The 22,056-nt window shown below is 45.2% G+C and carries 9 protein-coding genes; all 9 read left to right on the forward strand.

Annotated features, from left to right (window positions below; genetic code table 11):
• Nucleotides 1-26: 26 nt before the first annotated feature.
• The 9 genes from AC59IL_RS33265 (at nucleotide 27) to AC59IL_RS33305 (ending at nucleotide 21,995) form a co-directional block, all read left to right on the forward strand.
• A complete protein-coding gene (locus AC59IL_RS33265; RefSeq protein WP_496556574.1) occupies nucleotides 27-8,396 on the forward strand; it encodes a pectinesterase family protein in 8,370 nt (2,789 codons plus the stop codon).
• Nucleotides 8,397-8,670: 274 nt separating this feature from the next.
• On the forward strand, nucleotides 8,671-9,630 hold the full coding sequence (locus AC59IL_RS33270; protein ID WP_496556575.1) for a pectinesterase family protein: 960 nt from the start codon (nucleotides 8,671-8,673) through the stop codon (nucleotides 9,628-9,630).
• Nucleotides 9,631-9,771: 141 nt separating this feature from the next.
• Nucleotides 9,772-11,376 carry a glycoside hydrolase family 43 protein gene (locus tag AC59IL_RS33275; RefSeq protein WP_496556576.1) on the forward strand — a complete coding sequence of 535 codons (1,605 nt, stop codon included), beginning with the start codon at nucleotides 9,772-9,774 and terminating at the stop codon, nucleotides 11,374-11,376.
• A gap of 145 nt (nucleotides 11,377-11,521) precedes the next feature.
• A complete protein-coding gene (locus AC59IL_RS33280) occupies nucleotides 11,522-12,097 on the forward strand; it encodes an RNA polymerase sigma-70 factor (protein ID WP_496556577.1) in 576 nt (191 codons plus the stop codon).
• Between the two features lie 242 nt (nucleotides 12,098-12,339).
• Complete coding sequence (locus tag AC59IL_RS33285) at nucleotides 12,340-13,458, forward strand: FecR family protein (RefSeq protein WP_496556578.1); 1,119 nt, start codon at nucleotides 12,340-12,342, stop codon at nucleotides 13,456-13,458.
• 160 nt (nucleotides 13,459-13,618) lie between these two features.
• Entirely contained in the window at nucleotides 13,619-16,891 is a 3,273-nt protein-coding gene (locus tag AC59IL_RS33290) for a TonB-dependent receptor (protein WP_496556579.1), read from the forward strand.
• A 32-nt stretch (nucleotides 16,892-16,923) separates the two neighbouring features.
• Nucleotides 16,924-18,615, forward strand: coding sequence for a RagB/SusD family nutrient uptake outer membrane protein (locus AC59IL_RS33295; protein ID WP_496556580.1), 1,692 nt, complete (start codon nucleotides 16,924-16,926; stop codon nucleotides 18,613-18,615).
• Between the two features lie 239 nt (nucleotides 18,616-18,854).
• Nucleotides 18,855-19,892 (forward strand): sugar kinase, encoded by a 1,038-nt coding sequence (locus tag AC59IL_RS33300; RefSeq protein ID WP_496556581.1) that lies wholly within the window; start codon nucleotides 18,855-18,857, stop codon nucleotides 19,890-19,892.
• 459 nt (nucleotides 19,893-20,351) lie between these two features.
• A complete protein-coding gene (locus AC59IL_RS33305; RefSeq protein ID WP_496556582.1) occupies nucleotides 20,352-21,995 on the forward strand; it encodes a glycoside hydrolase family 28 protein in 1,644 nt (547 codons plus the stop codon).
• Nucleotides 21,996-22,056 lie beyond the last annotated feature (61 nt).

Consider the following 22,056-nt stretch of genomic DNA (forward strand, 5'->3'; position numbering starts at 1 on the left):
ACGATATAACAACCAAACGATTGCTTATGCAAATTTTTACCCGCTGTATTGCGCATTGTTTCAAACAATTATTCATTGTAGTTATCTTTTTCATTACAGCTGTTATCAGTACACAGGCGCAACAGCCTTCATTCCCGGGAGCCGAAGGAGCCGGTATGTATACAACCGGCGGCCGGGGTACTTCAACATCACCTACTACAGTTTTCGAAGTAACTAATTTAAACGACGATGGTAGCGTTGGTAGTTTGCGGTATGCATTGACGGCAACTGCCACCTACCGTACCATTGTGTTCAGGGTGTCGGGCACCATTCACCTCAATTCAAAATTAAACATCAGGGATAATGTTACTATTGCCGGACAAACCGCTCCGGGTGATGGTATTTGCGTAGCCGATTACCCCGTAGTGATCAGCGGAAATAATGTAATTGTGCGGTACATGCGCTTCAGAATGGGTGATAAAAACCAAAACAAAGGTATGGTTGATGGCAGCGGGGGCGACGATTCGTTTGGCGGCACAGAGGTGAGCAACGTCATCGTCGATCATTGCAGTGTAAGCTGGAGCGACGATGAATGTTTAACAATTTACAGAGGCGATAACCTCACTATACAATATTGTTTTATTACCGAACCGTTGAATTATTCATATCACTTCGAAACCGGAGATACAGATTATGAGCAGCACGGCTACGGAGGCATTCAGGGTGCAAAACACGGAACAATTCACCATAACCTTTTTGCCGATTGCCGCAACCGTAATCCGCGTTTTGCAGGCATCAGTACCTACTCGCCCAGTACAGCCGGTATTGAAAATGTTGACTTCCGTAACAATGTAATTTATAACTGGGGCATCAATACCGTTTATGGTGGCGAAGGAGGAAATTACAACGTAGTGAATAACTATTATAAATGGGGGCCTAATACCACTTCGGGTTCAAAGTACCGCGTATGCAATCCCACTTATTACAACTCATCGATTCCCTTTGGAAAATGGTATGTGAACGGTAATTATGTTGATGGTTCCACCACCAATACCAATAACAACTGGTCGGGCGTGGTAATGGATCAGGGGTACGACACATCCATGGCCAAAGTAACAACTCCTTTTGATCTGGGTTTTACAGTAACTACACATAGCCCTTTAACTGCCTATGATTCGGTGCTGCAAAGTGCCGGCGCCATTTTACCCCGGCGCGATACACTCGACCAGCGCATCGTAAATGATGTGCGCAACAGAACAGGCCGCATCATCGATGTGCAGGGTGGTTATCCGCATGGAACCGCTTATAGCTTAACAGTAAATGCATGGCCTACATTAAATTCTACTACCGCTCCTACCGATACCGATCACGATGGTATGCCCGATGCATGGGAAACCAGCCATTCGTTAAACCCCAACGATGCATCAGACCGCAATGCCTATGATGCCAGTGGATATACCATGTTGGAGAATTATCTGAACGGCGTAACAAATATCGAACCGGCCATTGCAATTGGCGGATCATTAAAAAGCTTTTCTCAAACCAGCAGTACGCCATCTGCTACGCAAACCTATACAGTAGCAGGCTACAATCTCACAGGAAGCGTTACGGTTACGCCTCCCGCATCGTATGAATTATCGCTCGATGGTACTACCTGGTATGGCCCTTCCAGCCCGATTGTTTTAACACCTGTTTCAGGCACTTTAAGCAGTACCAGTATAATGGTTCGTTTAAATGCTTCGGCACAGGGTACCTATGCCGGTAATATTACCCATATAAGTTCAGGTGCAACAAATGTAAGTGTAGCGCTAACAGGTATATACAGTACCATTGCGAACGGCCTGGGCAGTTCTGTTGATATGGATGGTGGATTTGAAAAACAAACAGCAGGATCTTATACTGCTTTACCATCAACATCTGCCCACACGTCAACCACTCAGTGGGAAACTTCTGCCACATTTAATATTGCCACATCCGATGCCAGAACCGGTTCAAAATATTATCATTATACACAGGCAAGCACCAGTAATAAGTATGCGTATTCGCCTGTATTAACAACCACCCCTTTAACGGCCGGCACTTCATATATGATTCAGTTCTGGTACCGGGTACCGGCGCAATTAAGCAGTACTACTACGTTATCGGGCTGGTTAACTACAGTTGGGGCTTTAGGAGGTTCAGGTACGATTTCTTCGGCAGCTGCTTCATTAAGTTCAGCAACGCCTGTTGGTACATGGGTGCTTTATACAGGCAATGTAACAAGCTCTTCCGGAACACCTACCAATACCTACGCAGGGTTTAAAATCGCTACACCTCAGTCGCCTTTTTTTGATATCGATGACTTTGTTGTATATCCCGGTTCTGCAGCAGATGCCACAGCGCCCGATGCGCCCACTTCTCCCGCTGCTACCGGCAATGCTAATAATAATTCCATTACAGTAAACTGGACGGCCCCATCAACCGGAGTAGATGGCGGCGGTTATGTAGTGGTGCGCGGTACTTCGTCAACCGCACCTGTTCCCAATGCCAACGGCGTATATATTGCAGGTAATGAAATGGGCAGCGGTTACAAAGTGGTTTACCTGGGAACCAATACATCATTTACCGATGTTGATACGCTCATCACAGCCGATACAAGATATTATTATTACGTTTTTACAGCCGATAAGGCATATAATTACTGCGCCACGCCTGCATCGGCAAATATTATGATCGATGAAACCGGTACACCAACGCCCACCATCAGTGCAACAGGCAGTTTAACAGCATTTAGCCAAACAAAGGGTACGCCTTCACCGGTACAAACATTTACTGTTTCGGGCACAGGGTTAACCAATAATATAACCATTACACCGGTTACGAATTTTGAAATATCGGTGAACAATGGCACTACCTGGAGCGCTTCGGCTGTTACATTAACAGCTACCAATGGCACTGTTTCGGGTACAACGGTTTCGGTTCGTTTAAATGCGGCGGCAGCCGGTACGTATTCTGGAAACATTGTAATAAGCAGCACCGGTGCAACCAGCATTAATATGGCAGTAAGCGGTGCTACCGTAAATGCAGGCACGCCCCCGCCAACAGGTACAAAACTGGTAGTTGCCAAAGACGGCAGCGGCGATTATACCAGCATACAGGCGGCGATCAATGCAGCGCCCGCCTCGCAAACTGCGCCGTATAAAATCTTTATAAGAAAAGGCAAGTATGTTGAAACGGTAAATATTCCATCTACCAAACCTTTTATTCAACTGGTAGGTGAAAGCCTGGCCGAAACCATTCTTTCGTACGATAACTATTCAGGTAAAGCCAATCCTGCCGGCGGCACCTATGGCACTTCTACCTGCGCTACATTGATCGTTAATGCGGCAGATGTAATGGTTATGAACCTCTCCATTGAAAATTCAACCGGCTATGGTATCGATGCCAATGCAGCAGTGCCCGCGCCCGGTGATGGCCCGCAGGCAGTTGCCGTATACACCACTTCCGACAGGGTGGTGTTTTATAACACCCGGTTCAATAGCGGACAGGATACCTATTATGGCGGTAACAATAAAGCAACACGTTGTTATTTTAAGAACTGTTATATAGATGGAAATACCGATTTCATGTTCGGTTCTTCAACTATAATCTTTGACACCTGTATTATATATCCAAGAACCAGGTTAGACAATGGCACCGGCGGTTATGTAACTGCGGTGAACACCAAAGCCGAATCACTTTACGGCTATGTGTTCAGAGATTGTAAGATCACAAAGAACAGGGGCTTTACCCTGTATTCACTGGGTCGCCCCTGGCAAAATGATGCCGGTACAGCTGATGCTGCCAAATCGCGCAACAAAACCGTGTTCCTGAATACCACAATGGGCTCTACCGTACAGCCCTACGGTTGGAGCACCTGGGATGCGGGTACTACTACCAGTTATATTACCTATGGTGAATATAATTCAAAAAAATACGATGGAACGGCGGTTGACGTGAGCGGCCGTGTAAGCTGGTCAAAACAGCTGACCGCTGCTGAGGCTGTAAATTATTACAACAACGATACGGTGTTTATAAATGCCAATACGCCGGCCATGACCAACTGGAATCCTTATGCGGTATGGTCTGAGCTGAGCGCAACGTTTAAACCCGAATTGTCTGTATCGAACCTTGTTGCCAAAAAAGGCACCAGTACATCAACCATTACCTGGAATTTGTCGTGGCCGATGACCGGCGTTACCTGTGAGTTGTACAGAAGTAACGACAAAACCAATTTCTCGATGATAAGCAGCCAGGTTAGTACCGAAGACTCTGCCTGCAACTTCAGCTTTACCGAAAACATTCCGCCGCCCGGTCAAACTTATTATTATATAGTAAAGGCTTCAAAGAGTGGTTTTACAGGTATTACATCCGATACAACGTCGGTAGTGAGCACGCCTACTATTACTGTGTCGGGCTCGTTGGGCAGTTTCCTGCAGGGACTGGGTACGCCATCTGCTACACAAACCTATGTGGTATCGGGCGCCAACTTAATGGATAACATTACGATTACGCCGCCTGCGCCTTATGAAGTTTCGGTTGATAATACCAACTGGTATAACAGCACTACGCCACTTATTATAACTCAATCGAACGGCGTAGTAGCCAATACCTATGTATCTATACGATTAAATGGTACCGTAGCAGGTACCTGGAATGGGAACATTGTAAATGCCAGTACCAACGCTGCCAGTGTAAACATAGCTGTAAGCGGCACCATTCAAACAGATCCGCTGAGCTCAGGCTCTATAGTGCTTGAGCAATGGCCGTTAACAACCAATAATGCCGATAGTGCTGCAATACGGGCCGTTGGTGTAACCGGCACAACGCCGGCATTCAAAAATCTCGTGCTGAGCGATGGCGTAACAGTAGCAGCAGTACCTGCTTATTCTGCTTTACGCGGACAAGCTTATGGTGCTACCGCCGACGGTTACTGGACAACTGCCAAAGGTGGTCCCGGCGGAACATTGAACAGAAGCATTTACCAGCAGTTTACAGTAGTAGCTGCATCGACCCATACGGTAAAAGTTGATTCAATTATTCTGTCGGCCGCATTTTATAATACATCGAGCAGCACCAAACTGGCAGTAGTTTACTCAACAACTAATTTCAGAACCGATTCAACCGAAATAAAAGTTGCCATCAAAAACGGAACAGGCCTAACGCCCGGCACCAGCGGCACCTTCACCGGGGCCTTTGATTTAAGTAATCAAACGTCAGGTGTTACCGATGTGTTTGCCCTGTTGTTAAATGGCTCTTCAGGTGTGTCGGTAAAAGCAGGCGATACATTGTCGTTCCGTATTTATAATTGTACCGGTTCAACCAGTGCAGGAAGATATCTTCAACTTAAAAATGTTATTGTAAAAGGAAGCTCCACTAAAAATCCTGTTGCAGGCGATTACCGCTCTGTAAAATCAGGCGAATGGAGCGACACCGCTACCTGGCAAAAATACAATGGTACAGTCTGGACAGCAGCTGCTGCGCTTACCGATTACCCGGCCTATGATGGCGGTGTAAATACGGCAACTATTCAAAACGGCCATACTGTTAGTTATACTACGTCATTCACCAATGGGTATGGATATATTCAAAAAACCGTGATTGCCAGCGGCGGTCAGCTGGTGGTTGCCGCAGGTCAAAAACTGCAGGTGGCCGGTATCGATGGCACCCAAACTGTGCTGCAGGTAGATGGTACGCTTACCAACCTCGGCACTATAGCAACCAATAGCAAAGTGGTATACCAGATCAATGGTAAATTTGTAAACTCAGGTACATTGGGCTTTAATACTGCCGATTCGGTAGCAGTAGCGGCTACGGGCACCTACCAGCACGATATGAACGGCGGTTTGCCTGCACGCGTTTCGTTTGCATCGGGAAGTACTTTACTGGTAACCGGTATAAAAACAGCGCAAACCAATTTGTTTACAACACCCACTACCGTAAGCAACATGGTATGGAACTGTACGGCGCAACAGAATTATTTTGCATTGCGTAATACGCTGGCTGCTGTAACCGGCAACTTTACCGTACAAAGCACCGGTACCACCTATATTGCCTTATCGCAGGCTACCGCCACCTTCCGTATCGGCGGTAATTATATTCAAACCGGCGGCAGCGTGTACTTTAATGAAAGCGCTTCAGGTATAACCGACTCCATGGTAGTGGCAGGCGACTTTAAAGTGACCGGCGGAACCTTTGGCGCCAATATGAAGAACACCGATCCTTTATATCTTAAATTAAACGGCAGCAATAAAACATTTGCGCATATAGGTACGCTCAATAATACCTGGATATTCGTGAACGGATATTATACGCTGGGCGCCAACCTTACCGTACCAACAGCTGGTTTTGGTTTGGTGGTGAACGGAACACTGATCACAGGCGCCAGCGTGGTAAGCGGTGCAGGAACTACCACTGTTGCCGATGGTGCTTCAGTAAGCTTTGGTGCAGCAACAGGTATCGATGGCAACTTTGCCAATACCGGCACCAAACAATACAGCACCAACGGTAATTACACCTTTAACGGATCGGCTGCACAAACAACCGGTGCTACCTTGCCCGCCGGTGTGCATACGCTCACCATCAACAACAGCAATAATGTTACTTTATCTGCAGTATTAACTGCCGGCATCGTGAATTTAACAGCCGGAAAATTATTACTTGGTAACAACACGCTCGCCGATACAACCATCATGGGCAATGTGCCGGCCAATTATATTGTAACAAACGGAACCGGTACACTGAAACAAACAGTTAACAGCACACTCGGTAACGTATTATTCCCGGTAGGCTCTTCTGTTTCATCTTATACGCCGGCTACCCTTACCAACAGCGGCACTGCCGATAACTTTAGTGTGAGTGTAAAAGATACAAGTGATTATAGTATCAGCGATACTACCAGGATTGTAAGAAAGCAATGGAGCATTACACCCGATAACGCTTCGGGCGCCGCTAATGTAGGCCTTACGCTTGGCTGGTTAACAACAGATCAGGGTTCGGCATTTACACCGGCCAATGCATCTCTGTACAATTATCAGAATAACGTATGGTCGGCCATTACTACAACAGCCGGTGGCAGCGGTACTTTAGCTGCACCATATACAGTGGCAGGAGCTAACCTTACTAAATTCGGTGCGTTTGTAGTAAGCAGTGTGCCGCTCACGCCTGGTGTTACTACAACAGGCACGCTTATATCATTTTCGCAAACTATTGGTAGTCCTTCTGCAGTTCAAACCTACACGGTATCGGGCAGCAACCTGGCCGGCAACATTACGATTACGCCGCCTGCAGGATACCAGGTTTCAACAAACGGAACAAACTGGTTCACCAATACAACACCGCTTGTGCTTACCCAAACAAAAGGAACAGTACCAACCACTACCATCAGGGTACAACTGAATGCAACAACACCTGGTACATATGCAGGTTCTATTATGCATACGGCTACTGGTGTTACCACGCAAAATGTGGCTGTAACAGGTATCGCAGTATTGCCCCCGGTTATTACTGTTACCGGCAGCCCCGATAAATTTATGCAAACAACAGGCGCCCCTTCGGCTGTTAAAACCTATACGCTTACGGCTGCTCACCTTACTGCCGATGTAACGATTACACCGCCTGCAGGATTTGAGGTATCGGCCGATGGCACTAACTGGTACAACAGCAGTACTGCACTGGTGGTTGCCCGTAATGTTGACACTATTATGCCTGCTACCATCAGCGTTCGGTTAAATGCATCTGCCGCCGGTACCTATGCAGGCAATATTACCAATGCTTCTACGGGTGCTGTCACGATGAATGTAGCTGTAACCGGACAAACACTGAACCCCGTTGTAACAACGTTTGTTAATACCCTGCACAGCTTTTTACAAACAGTGGGTAAGCCATCGGATGTGCAAACAGCAGTACTTACCATTGCAAATGTGCCCGGCACCATTATTATTACTCCGCCGGCTAATTACGAAATATCGGTTGATACAGGTAAAACGTGGATTACGAACACATCGCCGTATTCGCTTACGCCAGCGCTGGGTGCTACTGTAACAAAGAGCCTGATGATACGGTTAAACGCAAAATCGGCCGGTACCTTCGATGGCAACATGGTGGTGCAGGTAAATGGTGCAACAGTCGTTAATACAACTGTTACAGGTACGGCTTATACCGAATACACCATCAATCCCAACCCTGCGCGCGACTATGTAATCATTTATCATCCTAAATTATATACCGTTGGATTCTGCAGGATATACAATGCCAATGGAAATTTAATGGGAACATATCAAACAAAATCAAATACCGGGTCAACAACCGTGTACATAAGCGGATTGCCGAACGGAATGTATTTTGTTGAGTTTACGCGATTAAATGAACGTGTGTTATTGAGATTTATAAAACAATAATGCCGGCAAACGACAAACGTGAAAACGGCAAACGTCAAATGGCAAACGTGAAAAATACAAAGCCGTGCTGCGTATGAACACCGCGGCACGGCTTTGTTCACTATTCACCATTCGCCATTGACCATTCGCGATTTTCAATGCAAACGTTGGCCCGTTTTTTTCAATATAAGGAGCCTGAATAAAATGAGTTTGTTATAACTTCGGCCACTATTCACCATTGACCCCGTCCGATCGGGTCATCCGGGGCGGGCATTGACGATTCATTACTGACAACATGAAAAGATCTTTTGTGCTTATTACGCTGCTGTTTGCCGGTATGATTGCCATGGCCCAACAGCAAACCTATCCGTCAAAATTAACAGTAGCACAGGATGGCAGCGGCGATTATAAAACCATACAGGAAGCGGTAAATGCCGTGCGCGATTTTTCGCAGGTGCAGGTTATTATTTTTATTAAGAAAGGAGTGTATCACGAAAAACTGGTAATTCCCTCGTGGAAAACTGCCATCACATTGATAGGTGAAAACCCCGATAGCACCATCATTACCAATGACGACTATTCAGGTAAGCCTTTACCATGCGGTAAAGATGCCACCGGGCGCGATAAGTTCAGTACTTTCACTTCCTATACGGTGCTGATACAGGGCAATTTTTGTTCAGTTGAGTATCTTACCATTCAAAATACAGCCGGCCGGGTAGGACAGGCAGTAGCATTGCATGTGGAAGGCGATCACTGTGAAGTAAAACATTGCCGTTTATTAGGCAATCAGGATACTTTATATGTAGTAGGTAGTCCGCAACATTATTATAATTGTTTTATTGAAGGCACTACAGATTTTATTTTTGGCCGGGCTACTGCTGTGTTCGAAAATTGCTCCATCAAAAGTTTGTTGAACTCTTTTATAACAGCCGCTTCCACTACGCCCTCGCAGGCACATGGTTTTGTATTTCTTAATTGTTCACTGATTGCAGATACGGGGGTTACCAAAGTATTTTTAGGACGCCCCTGGCGGCCTCATGCCAAAACTGTATTCATTAACACCGATATGGGAAGTCATATTGCACCTGCCGGATGGGATAACTGGCGCAATGCCGAAAATGAAAAAACGACTTATTATGCCGAATACAACAGCACCGGACCCGGCGCCAATCCATCGGGCCGCGTTGCCTGGTCGCATCAGTTGACTAAGAAGGAGGTGAAGCAGTATACTTTGAAAAATATACTTGGTTATTGAAGTAGGAAGTATGAAGTAGGAAGTTGACAGGTTAACAGGTTTATAAGTTAACAAGTTGACATTAATGGAGCGATTTGCCTTTTCACGTTTCACGTTTGCCGTTTGCCTTTTCACGTTTGCCGATTGACGAAATAAATCATAATGAAGAAATTATTTGTATTTGGTGCTTTATTTACCGCATTGTATTCAACCGCTCAGCAACCCTACGTTTCAAAAGTATGGGTGGCCGATAATAAAAACGGCACTTATAAAAACCCGGTGCTGTTTGCCGATTATAGCGACCCCGATGCCTGCAGGGTAGGAGATGATTATTATCTCGTTGCCTCCAGCTTCGACGGCATTCCGGGATTGCCCATTCTGCATTCGAAAGACCTTGTTAACTGGACGATCATCGGCCATGCATTAAAGCGTCAGCCGCCTTTAGATCATTTTTCACAGGTACAACATGGCAATGGCGTATGGGCGCCTGCCATCCGCTATCATAATGGCGAATTTTATATTTATTATCCCGATCCCGATTTTGGTATTTATGTGGTAAAAGCAAAGAACATTACCGGTCCGTGGACAGAGCCCATACTGGTAGAAGGTGGCAAAGGATTGATAGATCCCTGTCCGCTTTGGGATGATAACGGCAAGGTATATCTCGTACATGCCTATGCGGGCAGCCGCGCCGGCATAAAAAGCATTGTGGTAATAAAAACGCTCGATGCCACCGGAACAAAAGTTACCGATAACGGCGTGCTGGTTTTCGACGGCCACGATCAGGATCCAACCCTCGAAGGTCCGAAACTGTACAAACGCAACGGGTATTATTACATATTTGCACCGGCGGGCGGTGTAGGCACCGGATGGCAACTGGTATTGCGTTCAAAAAATATTTATGGCCCTTATGAAAGAAAAGTGGTGATGGATCAGGGCAGTTCATCTATAAATGGTCCGCACCAGGGCGCCTGGGTTGATACCAAAACCGGTGAAGACTGGTTCCTGCATTTTCAGGATAAGGGCGCTTACGGACGTATCGTTCATCTGCAACCGATGAAGTGGGTAAACAACTGGCCCGTTATTGGAGTTGATAAGGACGGTGATGGGAAAGGCGAACCGGTGCTGGTGTATAAAAAACCAAATGTTGGTAAAGTATATCCGGTTCAAACTCCGCAGGAATCAGATGAGTTTAACGAATCTGAAATGGGGCTGCAGTGGCAATGGCAGGCGAATCCAAAACCTTATTGGGCTTTTCCCGGTAATGGATACCTGCGGTTGTTTTCGTGGCAGGTTGCCGATACCACTAAAAACCTTTGGTTTGTACCGAATGTATTAATGCAGAAGTTTCCGGCCGAAGCATTTACCGCAACTACCAAACTCGATTTTAAACCAAGGCTCGAAGGCGAAAAAACAGGGCTGGTGGTAATGGGCTCCGATTATGCATGGATCGGTCTTGTTAAAAAAGCCGATGGTATTTATCTTTCCTATGTTACCTGCAAACAGGCCGAACAGGGAAAACCGGAAGATGAAAAAACACCCGGTAAAATAACATCGGCAACAATATATCTCCGTGTGCAGGTGAGCAAAGGCGCAATATGCAACTTTTCATACAGCGAAGATGGAAAAAATTTCACCAGTGCAGGTGATCCATTCACAGCCCAAACCGGGCGATGGATCGGCGCCAAACTGGGATTGTTTTGTTCCCGTACTACAAAAACAAATGATTCGGGTTTTGCCGATGTGGATTGGTTTCGCGTAGAGTAGTACGTAAGTACGGAAGTCGGCAAGTCCGGAAGATCGGAACAAGTATGATGCAGATGTTTTTCTTTCCGACTTTCGGTCTTTCGGACTTTCGGACTTAAAATAAAATGATTACATTTAACGCCGGGACTTTGCCTATTGAGAAAATATGACTACCAGCCTGCTACATATTCAACAGGGTATACATGCCGGAAATGAACAATGTCTGGCAGAACTGTACCGGTTATTCAATAAGCGTTTGCATCATTTTGCCCGCGTAATTACCCGCTCTGCTGAAATGGCCGAAGAAATTGTGGAGGATGTTTTTGTAAAATTATGGAGCAACCGGCACCGGATAAACGAAATCGATAATTTAACCGTATACCTGTATGTAGCAGTAAAGAACAGGTCGTTAAACGCCATTTCCCAAAAAGCCAGCGAGCTGATCAGGGCCCCCTTCGATGACCTTGATATCGAAACCGGTCACATGGTTACCGATCCTTATAATCAACTGGTGACGGCCGAAATGATGAAACGAATGCAACAGGCGGTTGAAAATCTGCCCGCCCGCTGCAAAATGATCTTCAAACTTGTTCGTGAAGACGGCCTCAAACACCGCGAAGTAGCTGAAATCCTTAATATTTCCATCAACACCGTAGATGTGCAAATGGCCATTGCCATTAAGAAAATATGCACTGACTTGCAGGTGAATCGAACTTCCAGAACCATAACTAATAAGGTATAAATAAGTTACAGGTTACAAGTTACAGGTTTCATGGTAAGCTCCCCGGGACCAGCGGCCCTATAAGGGGAAAATATGCAACTTGTAACCTGAAACTTGAAACCTGCAACCTGAAACCTGCAACCTGCAACCTGAAACTTTTCCCCCAACTTCTTCTCTTTAATGCTTGGAAAAAAAATTTCTCTTTCCTTTAATGGTCTTTTCCAATTTCCCTGTCCTTCCATGGTAAACGTACAAACGATAGCATGGATACACCTGAACGAATCTGGTTTTTATTGTCACGCAATTTGAGTGGTGATGCAACGGAAGCCGATAAAGAGGAGTTGAGTCGCCTGCTGCAACAACACCCCGAACTGATGCAGCAGTACGAAATGCTACACCAGCTATGGCCGGTGAACACCCCCACGAACGAAGAACCGGTAGAAAACGACAAGATCAGCCGCATTTTACAATTGTCGGCCGCCGAAAAAGCCGCCGACCCTCCTATAAAGGCAACGATTTTTAAAATGGTAAAATGGCGTAAAGTAGTGGCATGGGCAGCCGTATTAACCGGTTTGGGATTGAGTATATGGCTTTTTATGGAATGGAACCGAAAGCAACCTACGCTGGCTGCCAACGAAATTATTGCACCCAAAGGCAGTAAAACAAGAACCCTGTTACCCGACGGTTCTACCGTATGGCTCAATGCCGGATCGCGCATCGTGTATGCCGATTTCAGCGGCCCCGCCCGTGAAGTAACGCTCGAGGGAGAAGCTTTTTTTGATGTGGTTAGCCTCCCCCTGGCCCCCTCCGGTGGAGGGGGAAACAAAGGGAAAAAGCCCTTTATCGTTCATGCCGGTAAAATTGATATCAAAGTGCTGGGAACGGCTTTCAATGTAAAATCATATCCCGACGAAAAAACAATTGAAACAACGCTCATGAGGGGCCTGGTGCAAATTACCCGCAAAGACGATAAACAGGCGCCGCCTGTTTATTTACATCCCAACGAAAAAATTGTGCTGCCGGCAGGTAAAAATGATGCTGAAATCGCAACTGAAACAACTACAGCTCATTCAGATAACAAAACTCGGGTACAGAATATCATTCATATCGATAGTACACTAAAAGAAAATCAGCATATCGAAACCGCCTGGGTATATAACCGGCTTGAGTTCAGAGGAGAGAATTTTGAGCAGCTGGCCCACAGGCTCGAAAGATGGTATAACATCAGGATTTATTTTGAAGACGATGCCGTACGGCAACTGGTTTTCAACGGGTCGCTCGAAAATGAAACTGTGGAACAGGCTTTTGCGGCCTTAAAGGCGGCGGTTCCGTTTAACGCAACAATTCAAAACAATGAAATATTCATTAAATCATCGAAGTAACATGCATCCTACATAGCGGATAAAAAAAACGGAGAATGTTAGCAGCATTCCCCGTGCATTACAGGTTAAGTTTTTGTGTTGCATCTTCCCCGGTCATAACTCGTAAGGCGGTTAGCGGACCAGGGACCAGATTTCTTTTAACCCATAATAATACTAAAGTATGAAAAGTTTTAGAACGGGGGTTAAAAACCCGTTGCTTTCCAAAGCGCTGCTTGTTATGAAAATGACTACTTTCTTTTTGCTCGTTGGTGTATTGCAGGTGTCGGCCCGTGGTTTTGGGCAAGACAAACTGAGCCTCAGCTATAAAAATGCCGAGATTGGCGGCATTTTAATGAACATTGAAAAACAAACACATTATCGTTTTTTATACAACGATCAGTTGCGTGGCATCAAACGTAAGGTATCTATTCATGTTGAGAATGCAGGTATACGCCAAGCACTCGACTATTTGTTTGCCCAAACCGAACTTACCTACAGGTTCATGGCTAACGACCTGATCGTTATTAATGAAGATGGTACCCGCCAGGCTACCGAAAAAAAAGTTTCGGGAAAGGTTACCGATCAAAACGGGTCGCCGTTGTCGGGAGTAACCGTAACCGTAAAAGGCACAACAAAAGCAACTTCCACCAACGAACAGGGTGTATTTAATATATCTGCCGGGGACGACGATATACTGGTATTTTCCTACGTGGGTTTTGAACCGCAGGAATTAAAAGTGGGCGACAAAACACAGATCAGCATTTCGCTCGCGTCTGCTGCGGCTAATCTCGAAAACGTTGTCGTAATCGGTTATGGCACTGTAAAGAAAAGAGATCTGACCGGAGCCGTGGTTTCATTAAAAGGCGATGAAGTAAAAAAAGTACCGGCCGGTAATGTGATGGAAAGTGTTCAGGGTAAAGTAGCCGGAGTTGATATCACCCGTACCAGTGGAGGCGCCGGCAGTAATGTGAATGTAACGGTGAGGGGTAACCGGTCGATCATTGCTCAAAATACTCCGCTGTTTATTGTAGATGGTATACAGTATTCAAACTTTCAGGACATCAACCCCAACGATATTCAGTCGATGGAGGTGTTGAAAGATGCTGCATCAACCGCTATATACGGTTCACGTGGCGCCAATGGCGTAATTATCATTACTACCAAAAGAGGCGCTTCGGGTAAAGTAAGAGTAGGGGCCAATGCATACTATGGCGTTACCGACGATACGGGTTATCCGGTGCCGATGAACGGTGAGCAGTATGCTAACTTAAAACGCGAAGCCAATCGCGCCGCCGGCGCCTGGAAATCGAGTGCCGATGATGCAGGCATATTTAAAGCGGATCTTCCAGCTGTTCAAAACGGCGTTTCGACCTACTGGCCCGGTTTATTATTAAAGAAAGGTTCGCAACAGGATTATGGTGTGAACGTAGCCTCCGGCAGTGAAAAAACAAAAGTGTTCTTCTCATTCGATTATTTCAAGGAAAAAGGATTGCTGGCCAATGATTACAGCAGCCGGTACACGCTGCGTCTCAATATCGACCAAACCATTATCGGAACTTTTAAAGTGGGATTGCAAAGCCAGCTAACCTGGTACGATGAAAACAGAAGAACTGATAACGTATTAACTGTTGCTAATAAAGTTATTCCCTACTATACACCTTATGCTACGGACGGTTCGCTAATTAAGTTTCCCGGCAATGCCAACCAGATAAACCCCTTGTTGGAAGAATTGCCGGGGACTTTTGTTAACAAAACAAATACCACCCGTATCTTATCATCGGCCTATGCCGAATGGAAACCGTTCAGCAGTCTTACACTCCGCTCTAATTTAGGTATCACGAATGGTAGTTCGAGAAACGGATTGTTCAACGGCGAAAATTCTATCAGCCGTTCAACTTCTACCGGTTCATCGGCAAAAGTTACCAATGCTACCCAAACCGATCTGATCTGGGAAAACATTATCACCTGGCAAAAAAAGTTTGCCGATCATTGTGTAGATGTAACAGCTGTTACCAGTTATATTTCGAACAAGCAGGATAGTTCCTACGCACAGGGAACAGGACAGCTGGTGCCCGGACAATCGTTCTACGCCTTGCTGAACAACCCCTCGAACCTGGCCATATGGAGCAATTATATCGGCAGCAACCTGTTATCGGGCGCCTTTAGAATAAACTATGGTTATAAAGGAAGATACCTGTTAACAGTAACCGGCCGCGCCGATGGTTCTTCAGTACTTACCAAAGCTAACCGCTGGTCTTTCTTCCCCTCTGCTGCTGTAGCATGGCGGGTGATCGATGAAGACTTTATGGCCTCGCAGCATTTACTCAGCGATTTAAAAATACGCGCCAGCTATGGTATTGCAGGTAATGCGGCTGTTAAACCCTATTCAACCAATACCGGTTTAATACTCATTCCGTTTTCATGGAACGATCAAACCATGCAGGCCTATGGTTATGATCCGCAAAACGGTAACCGCGATTTGAAATGGGAATTAACAGGAACACAAAACATAGGTATCGACTTTGGTTTGCTCAAGAACAGAATATCGGGTAGTGTTGATTATTACGATTCAAAAACACATGATCTGTTGCTGCTGCGTCCCCTGCCCACTTCTTCGGGCCACGCAAGGGTAGTGGAGAATGTTGGTAAAACACGCAATAATGGTATTGAAGTGTCATTGCGCAGCGTGAACATTCAAACCAACCAACTTACCTGGACAACCGCGCTCACCTATACCCGCAATAAAGAGCGCATCACCGACCTCGTAAACGGCATAAACGATATCGCCAGCGGTTTGTTCATCGGTTCACCGGTTAAATCGTTCTACGATTATCAAAAGCTTGGCATCTGGCAAACCGCAGATTCTGCTGCAGCAAAAAGCTTTGGCTATAAACCCGGCGATATTCGCGTAGCCGATTTAAGCGGCAGCAAAGGCGTACCCGATGGAAAGATCGACGCCAATTACGACCGTACTATTGTAGGATCGGCTGTACCTAAATATACCATTGGCTTCAGCAACGATGTTACTTTCAGGAACTTCGATCTGAATGTATATGTATTTGCAAGAATAGGACAAACCTTTGTATCAGATTATGCAAACAAGTTTGAGCCCAATGCTATCGAAAACGGAGCGGCCGTGAATTACTGGACGCCCGAAAATCCCACGAACGATTATCCGCGCCCGAATATTAATGTGTCAAGAGCTTCATTGCCTTTTGCTACTACGTTGGGTTATAAAAACGGATCATTTGTAAAGATCAGAAATATCACCATCGGGTATACGCTTCCTAAAACACTTACCCAAAAAATTCATATCAGTAGTTTGCGCTGGTACGTAAGCGCCAAAAACTATTTCACGTTTTCAAAAGTGAAAGATTATGATCCGGAAGGAGAGGGTTCTTTCGAAAGACCATTGACAAAACTGATCGTAACCGGATTGAATCTTGAATTCTAACAAAACTTATTAATTGAATTAATTACTGCAATATGAAAAGGAACATACATGTACATGCAATATTGCTTTGGTTGCTGGCGGTAGTAGTGGCAGGAACTTCATGCAACAAAAAACTAAACGAAATTAACCCGAGCCAGTTAACGCCCGATGTAGCCTATACAAATGCCAAAGGGTTCGAAACGCTGGTAAATGCAGCGTATACCTACACCCGTTTCTGGTACGGTAAAGAAGAAGGATACAGTGTTTCGGAAATGGGTACCGATATATGGACGAACGGGAGCGGTGATGTATATACGCAATTAACCAGGTACGATAACCTGCAGGGAAGCAACACATCGGCATTAAACCTGTTGTGGGATAATTTTTATGCAGGCGTTTTTTTATGTAATACAGGTATTTCGAAAATTGCCGCAATACCTGATTATACAGCTGCACAAAAAGCCACACGCGAAGGCGAGCTTCGGTTCCTGCGCGCTTTTTATTACTGGCATATTGTTGAAACCTGGGGCGGTGTTCATTTTACTACCCAACCGGCAGTTGGCGTTGAAACTACAGCCAACAGAACTCCGGTAGATACTTTTTACAAACAGATATTCGAAGATCTGCAGTTTGCGATAAAGAATTTGCCCGATAAAACCACCGATTACGGTCGTGCCACCGTTCCTGTGGCAAAGGCTTTTCTGGCCCGCATGTACTTAACACGTGGCATGAATGAACAGGCTATAGCTATGGCCAATGATGTGATCAGCAATTACGGTTATACCCTGCTGGCCAAATTCGGCGATTTGTGGAACATGGCTAATATCAAGAACAAAGAAGTGATCTGGGCTATTGATTATTCAACCAATTTAACCAATAACGACCTGGCCACTTCGGCATATCCTACCGGCCATAGCCGCGGTTCAAATAACGGGCACCTGATGTTCCTGCAGGTATATGACCAGGTGAATACGTCGATACTCATCCGCGACATTAACAATGGCCGGCCCTTTAACCGGTACATGCCTACGTTGTCGCTCCTGAATATGTTTAACGAGAATGATGATTCACGTTACCAGTCATCATTTCAAACAGTATGGTATTGCAATAAAGCGGCCCGGGCAGTGGGGAATACATTTATAAAGGATTCATTTGATTATAAAGTGGGTGATACGGTTTGCTATACTTCAAAAAACACGCTTAATGCTTCAGACATGAATGCCAAACGCTATACTACCTACGATATTTCGCGGGTGTATGGTTCCAATGGCATTCCCGGCCAAAGAAAGTTTTATGTATCCCTGAAGAAGTTCAAAGATTCAACCCGTGCATCAACTGCTGAAGCGCAAAGTGCCCGGGATGTATTTGTAATGCGCCTGGCCGAAATGTACCTGATAGCTGCCGAGGGCGAATTTAATATCGGCAAGCGCGATTCTGCGGCTTATTACCTGAATATCATTCGTAAGCGGGCTGCTATTCCGGGCCATGAAGCGGCCATGCAGATCAGCAGTACCGATGTAAACATTGATTTTATATTAGATGAGCGTGCCCGTGAATTGTGCGGCGAGCAATTACGCTGGTTCGATTTAAAAAGAACCAATAAACTGATTGATCGTGTAAAAGCGCTGAACCCCGATGCCGCTCAATACATAAAAGCCTTTCAAACCGTGCGGCCAATACCGCAAACACAAATTGATGCAGTTACTAATAAGACCGAGTTTACACAGAATCAGGGATACCAATAAATATTTTCAGGTCATGGAAGGTGGGCCGCCCTGCAAAGTGCGGCTCACCTTTAATCCCTGAATCCGGTTGTTGACAATTGACATACCCGGCTTACAGGTACATCATATGGAGATGAAGAAAGCGCTTCGGTTCAACATTTTAAAAGCAGTTTGTGCCGTGCTGTTTAAAATCATTGCAGACGGTTATAAAAAATGCGATATTTGGCTTTTGTTCGCTCCTAAATATCCCATGTACCTATATGCATAAGAAGAAAGTACTTTGTTTCGGAGAATTATTATTGCGCATATCGCCAGCCTCGAATGAAGAAATGACAAATAAAAACCCGATGCTTTTATATGTTGGAGGAGCTGAAGCCAATGTGGCAACGGCTTTGGCGGGATGGAATGTTCCGGTAAAATACTTTACTGTATTGCCCGACAATTTTATGAGCCATCATGTGATAGATTACCTGGAATATAAAGGAATATATACATCGTCTATTTTATTTTCGGGCAACCGCATCGGTATTTATTACCTCGAAAGAGGGGCTGATTTAAAAGGAAGCATGGCATATGACCGGGATCATTCTTCTTTTTCAGAACTAAAAAGAGGAATGGTGGACTGGGATAAGGTATTAAGGGATGTGGAATGGTTCAATTTTACAGCCATCAATCCGGCATTAAATGAAAATGTGGCAGATGTATGCCTCGAAGCTGTTGAAGCCGCTTCCCGAAAGAATATAATTATTTCCATGGACCTTAACTACCGCTCGCGCTTATGGAAATATGGTAAGCAACCAACGGAAGTAATGCCGGCTTTGGCAGCGCATTGTGATGTGTTAATGGGAAATATCTGGAGCGCACATTCCCTGCTGGGAACAGCGCTTGATGAGCATATTCATGATAAAAAAAGCAAGCAGGCTTATCTTGATCATGCACAAGCCACTTCGCTTGAGATGATGCAAAGATTTCCTAAATGCAAAACGGTAGCGAATACATTCCGGTTCGACGGAGAAAATAATAATGTAAAATACTATACTGCCTTATCAACCGGCGGTAAGCAATACACATCGACCGAGTTTGCCTGTGAAGGTGTGCGCGACAGAAGCGGCAGTGGCGATTGTTTTATGGCCGGACTGATATATGGAATTTACCATCAGCAGGCGCCGCAGGAAATATTGGATTATGCTACGGCTGCCGCATTTGGCAAGCTGCAGGAACAGGGAGATGCAACAGGACAGGATATTCTTACCATAAAGAAATTAAAAACAGAAAAAGTTAAGCAATCAGGCAATTAAACAATCCCCTTTTTTACTATACACTAAACCGTCGCTATAGCTATGTATATGCCACAGGCATTTATATTATTGCTGGCAGTCGCGTAAAGGAGTATGGTTTTTCGGTAATTCTACGTTGATTGCCAGCATTTTATTTAAATTCTCCCTTGTGAACGTTGCCGGTAACGTTTGCGTAAATAAAATTCCATATTCGTTTCGGTGGGTATAAATATCTGTGTACACTTGTCGTGAAAAACAGGTATTATCTTAGTTACAGGTTACAAGTTTTGCGTTACATGGGGGTTTTCCCTGTATTATTCCCTGTAACCTGAAACATGTAACCTGTAACTATGTTTTCGAACGATTGCTGATATTGCCTAATTTTACAGGCACAAAACTACTGCAGGCATACACGCATATCGTAATACTGATCAATATGTTTTCCCGGATAACTAATTTCTTTGATGTAAACAACGTGTAATGAACAAATGGTTTAAAGCAGCAGCAGTTTTTGTGTTATTGTCGCCATTAAGTATAGCAGCACAAAACAGCTTACCCGTAATACAACAAGCTTCGTTTAAGAAAGATTCTTTTTATATAACCCGCTTCGGCGCCGTAGCCGATGGTATTACCTTAAATACCAAAGCCATTAATGCAGCTATTGATGCCTGTAGCAAAAAAGGCGGCGGCATTGTGGTAGTGCCTTCAGGATTATGGATAACCGGCCCCGTAGTGCTCAAAAGCAATGTGAACCTGCACCTGCAAAAAGGCGCATTATTACAGTATACCAAAGATTTTGATCAGTATCCCCTTGTAGAAGGTAACTGGGAAGGCCTTGCACAAATGCGCAACCAAAGCCCCTTATCGGCCGATAAGGCCACCAATATAGCTGTTACCGGTTATGGTATTATCGATGGCAATGGCGATGCCTGGCGCCAGGTTCGTAAAGACAAGCTCACCGAAACACAATGGAAAAAACTGGTGGCTTCGGGCGGTATTGTAGGCGAAGATGGTAAATCATGGTATCCCTCTGAAAAGTGGTTGAATGCCTCCAAAATGAAAAATCCCGGCGCTATCAGTCCCGAAAAAACACCCGAATTTTACAACAGCATAAAAGATTTTCTTCGTCCGAATTTAGTCGTGTTCACCCAATGCAAAAAGGTGTTGCTCGAAGGAGTGACCTTTCAAAACTCAGCTGCCTGGTGTTTGCATCCGCTCATGTGTGAGCATCTTACCGTAAGAAATGTTACGGTAAAAAATCCCTGGTACGCACAAAACGGCGACGGCATTGATGTGGAAAGCTGTAAAAATGTGCTCATCGAAAACTCAGTATTTGATGTAGGCGACGACGGCCTTTGTATGAAAAGCGGTCGCGACGAGGCCGGCCGTAAAAGAGGCTTGCCCGTTGAAAATGTGATCATCCGCGATTGTAAAGTATACCATGCTCACGGCGGTTTTGTTATCGGAAGCGAAATGAGCGGCGGCGCCCGTAATATGTGGGTAACCAATTGCACTTTCATAGGAACCGATATTGGTCTTCGTTTTAAAACCACCCGCGGCCGTGGCGGTATTGTAGAGAATATTTACGTGAACAACATCCAGATGAAAGATATAGCCGGCGAGGCCATTTTGTTCGATATGTACTACATGGCCGTAGACCCCGTGGCGCAGGCCGGCGAAAAACGCGAACTGCCCAAGGTAGAAACCCTGCCGGTAACGGAAGCCACTCCTCAGTTCAGGAATTTTGTTATAAAAAATGTTGTTTGTAACGGCGCCGCCAGGGGTATTTTTGTGCGCGGTATACCCGAAATGCATGTAAAAGATGTAAAGCTCGAAAACATGGTATTGCAGGCCGATCAGGGCATCGATATACAGGAAGCATCGGGCATTACATTTAAGAACATAACCATCTTAAGTAAGCAAACCAACCCGGTGGTGGATATTATCAACAGCGATAACCTTACTTTCGATAAACTGCAGTATAAACCCGACGCAGAGTTATTGTTCAGAGTGGGAGGGGATCGTGTACAGGGCATCAGCATAATAAACACCGACGCAGGTAAAGCGAAGCAGAAGATATTGTATGAATTTGGAGCATCGGAGCAGAATGTAACTATAAAATAAAAAATACTGTTACCGGATACCGGATACCTGGTACCCGGAAACCGGTAACAAAAAAGTTTCT

The sequence above is a fragment of the Niastella sp. sgz303648 genome (assembly GCF_059587045.1).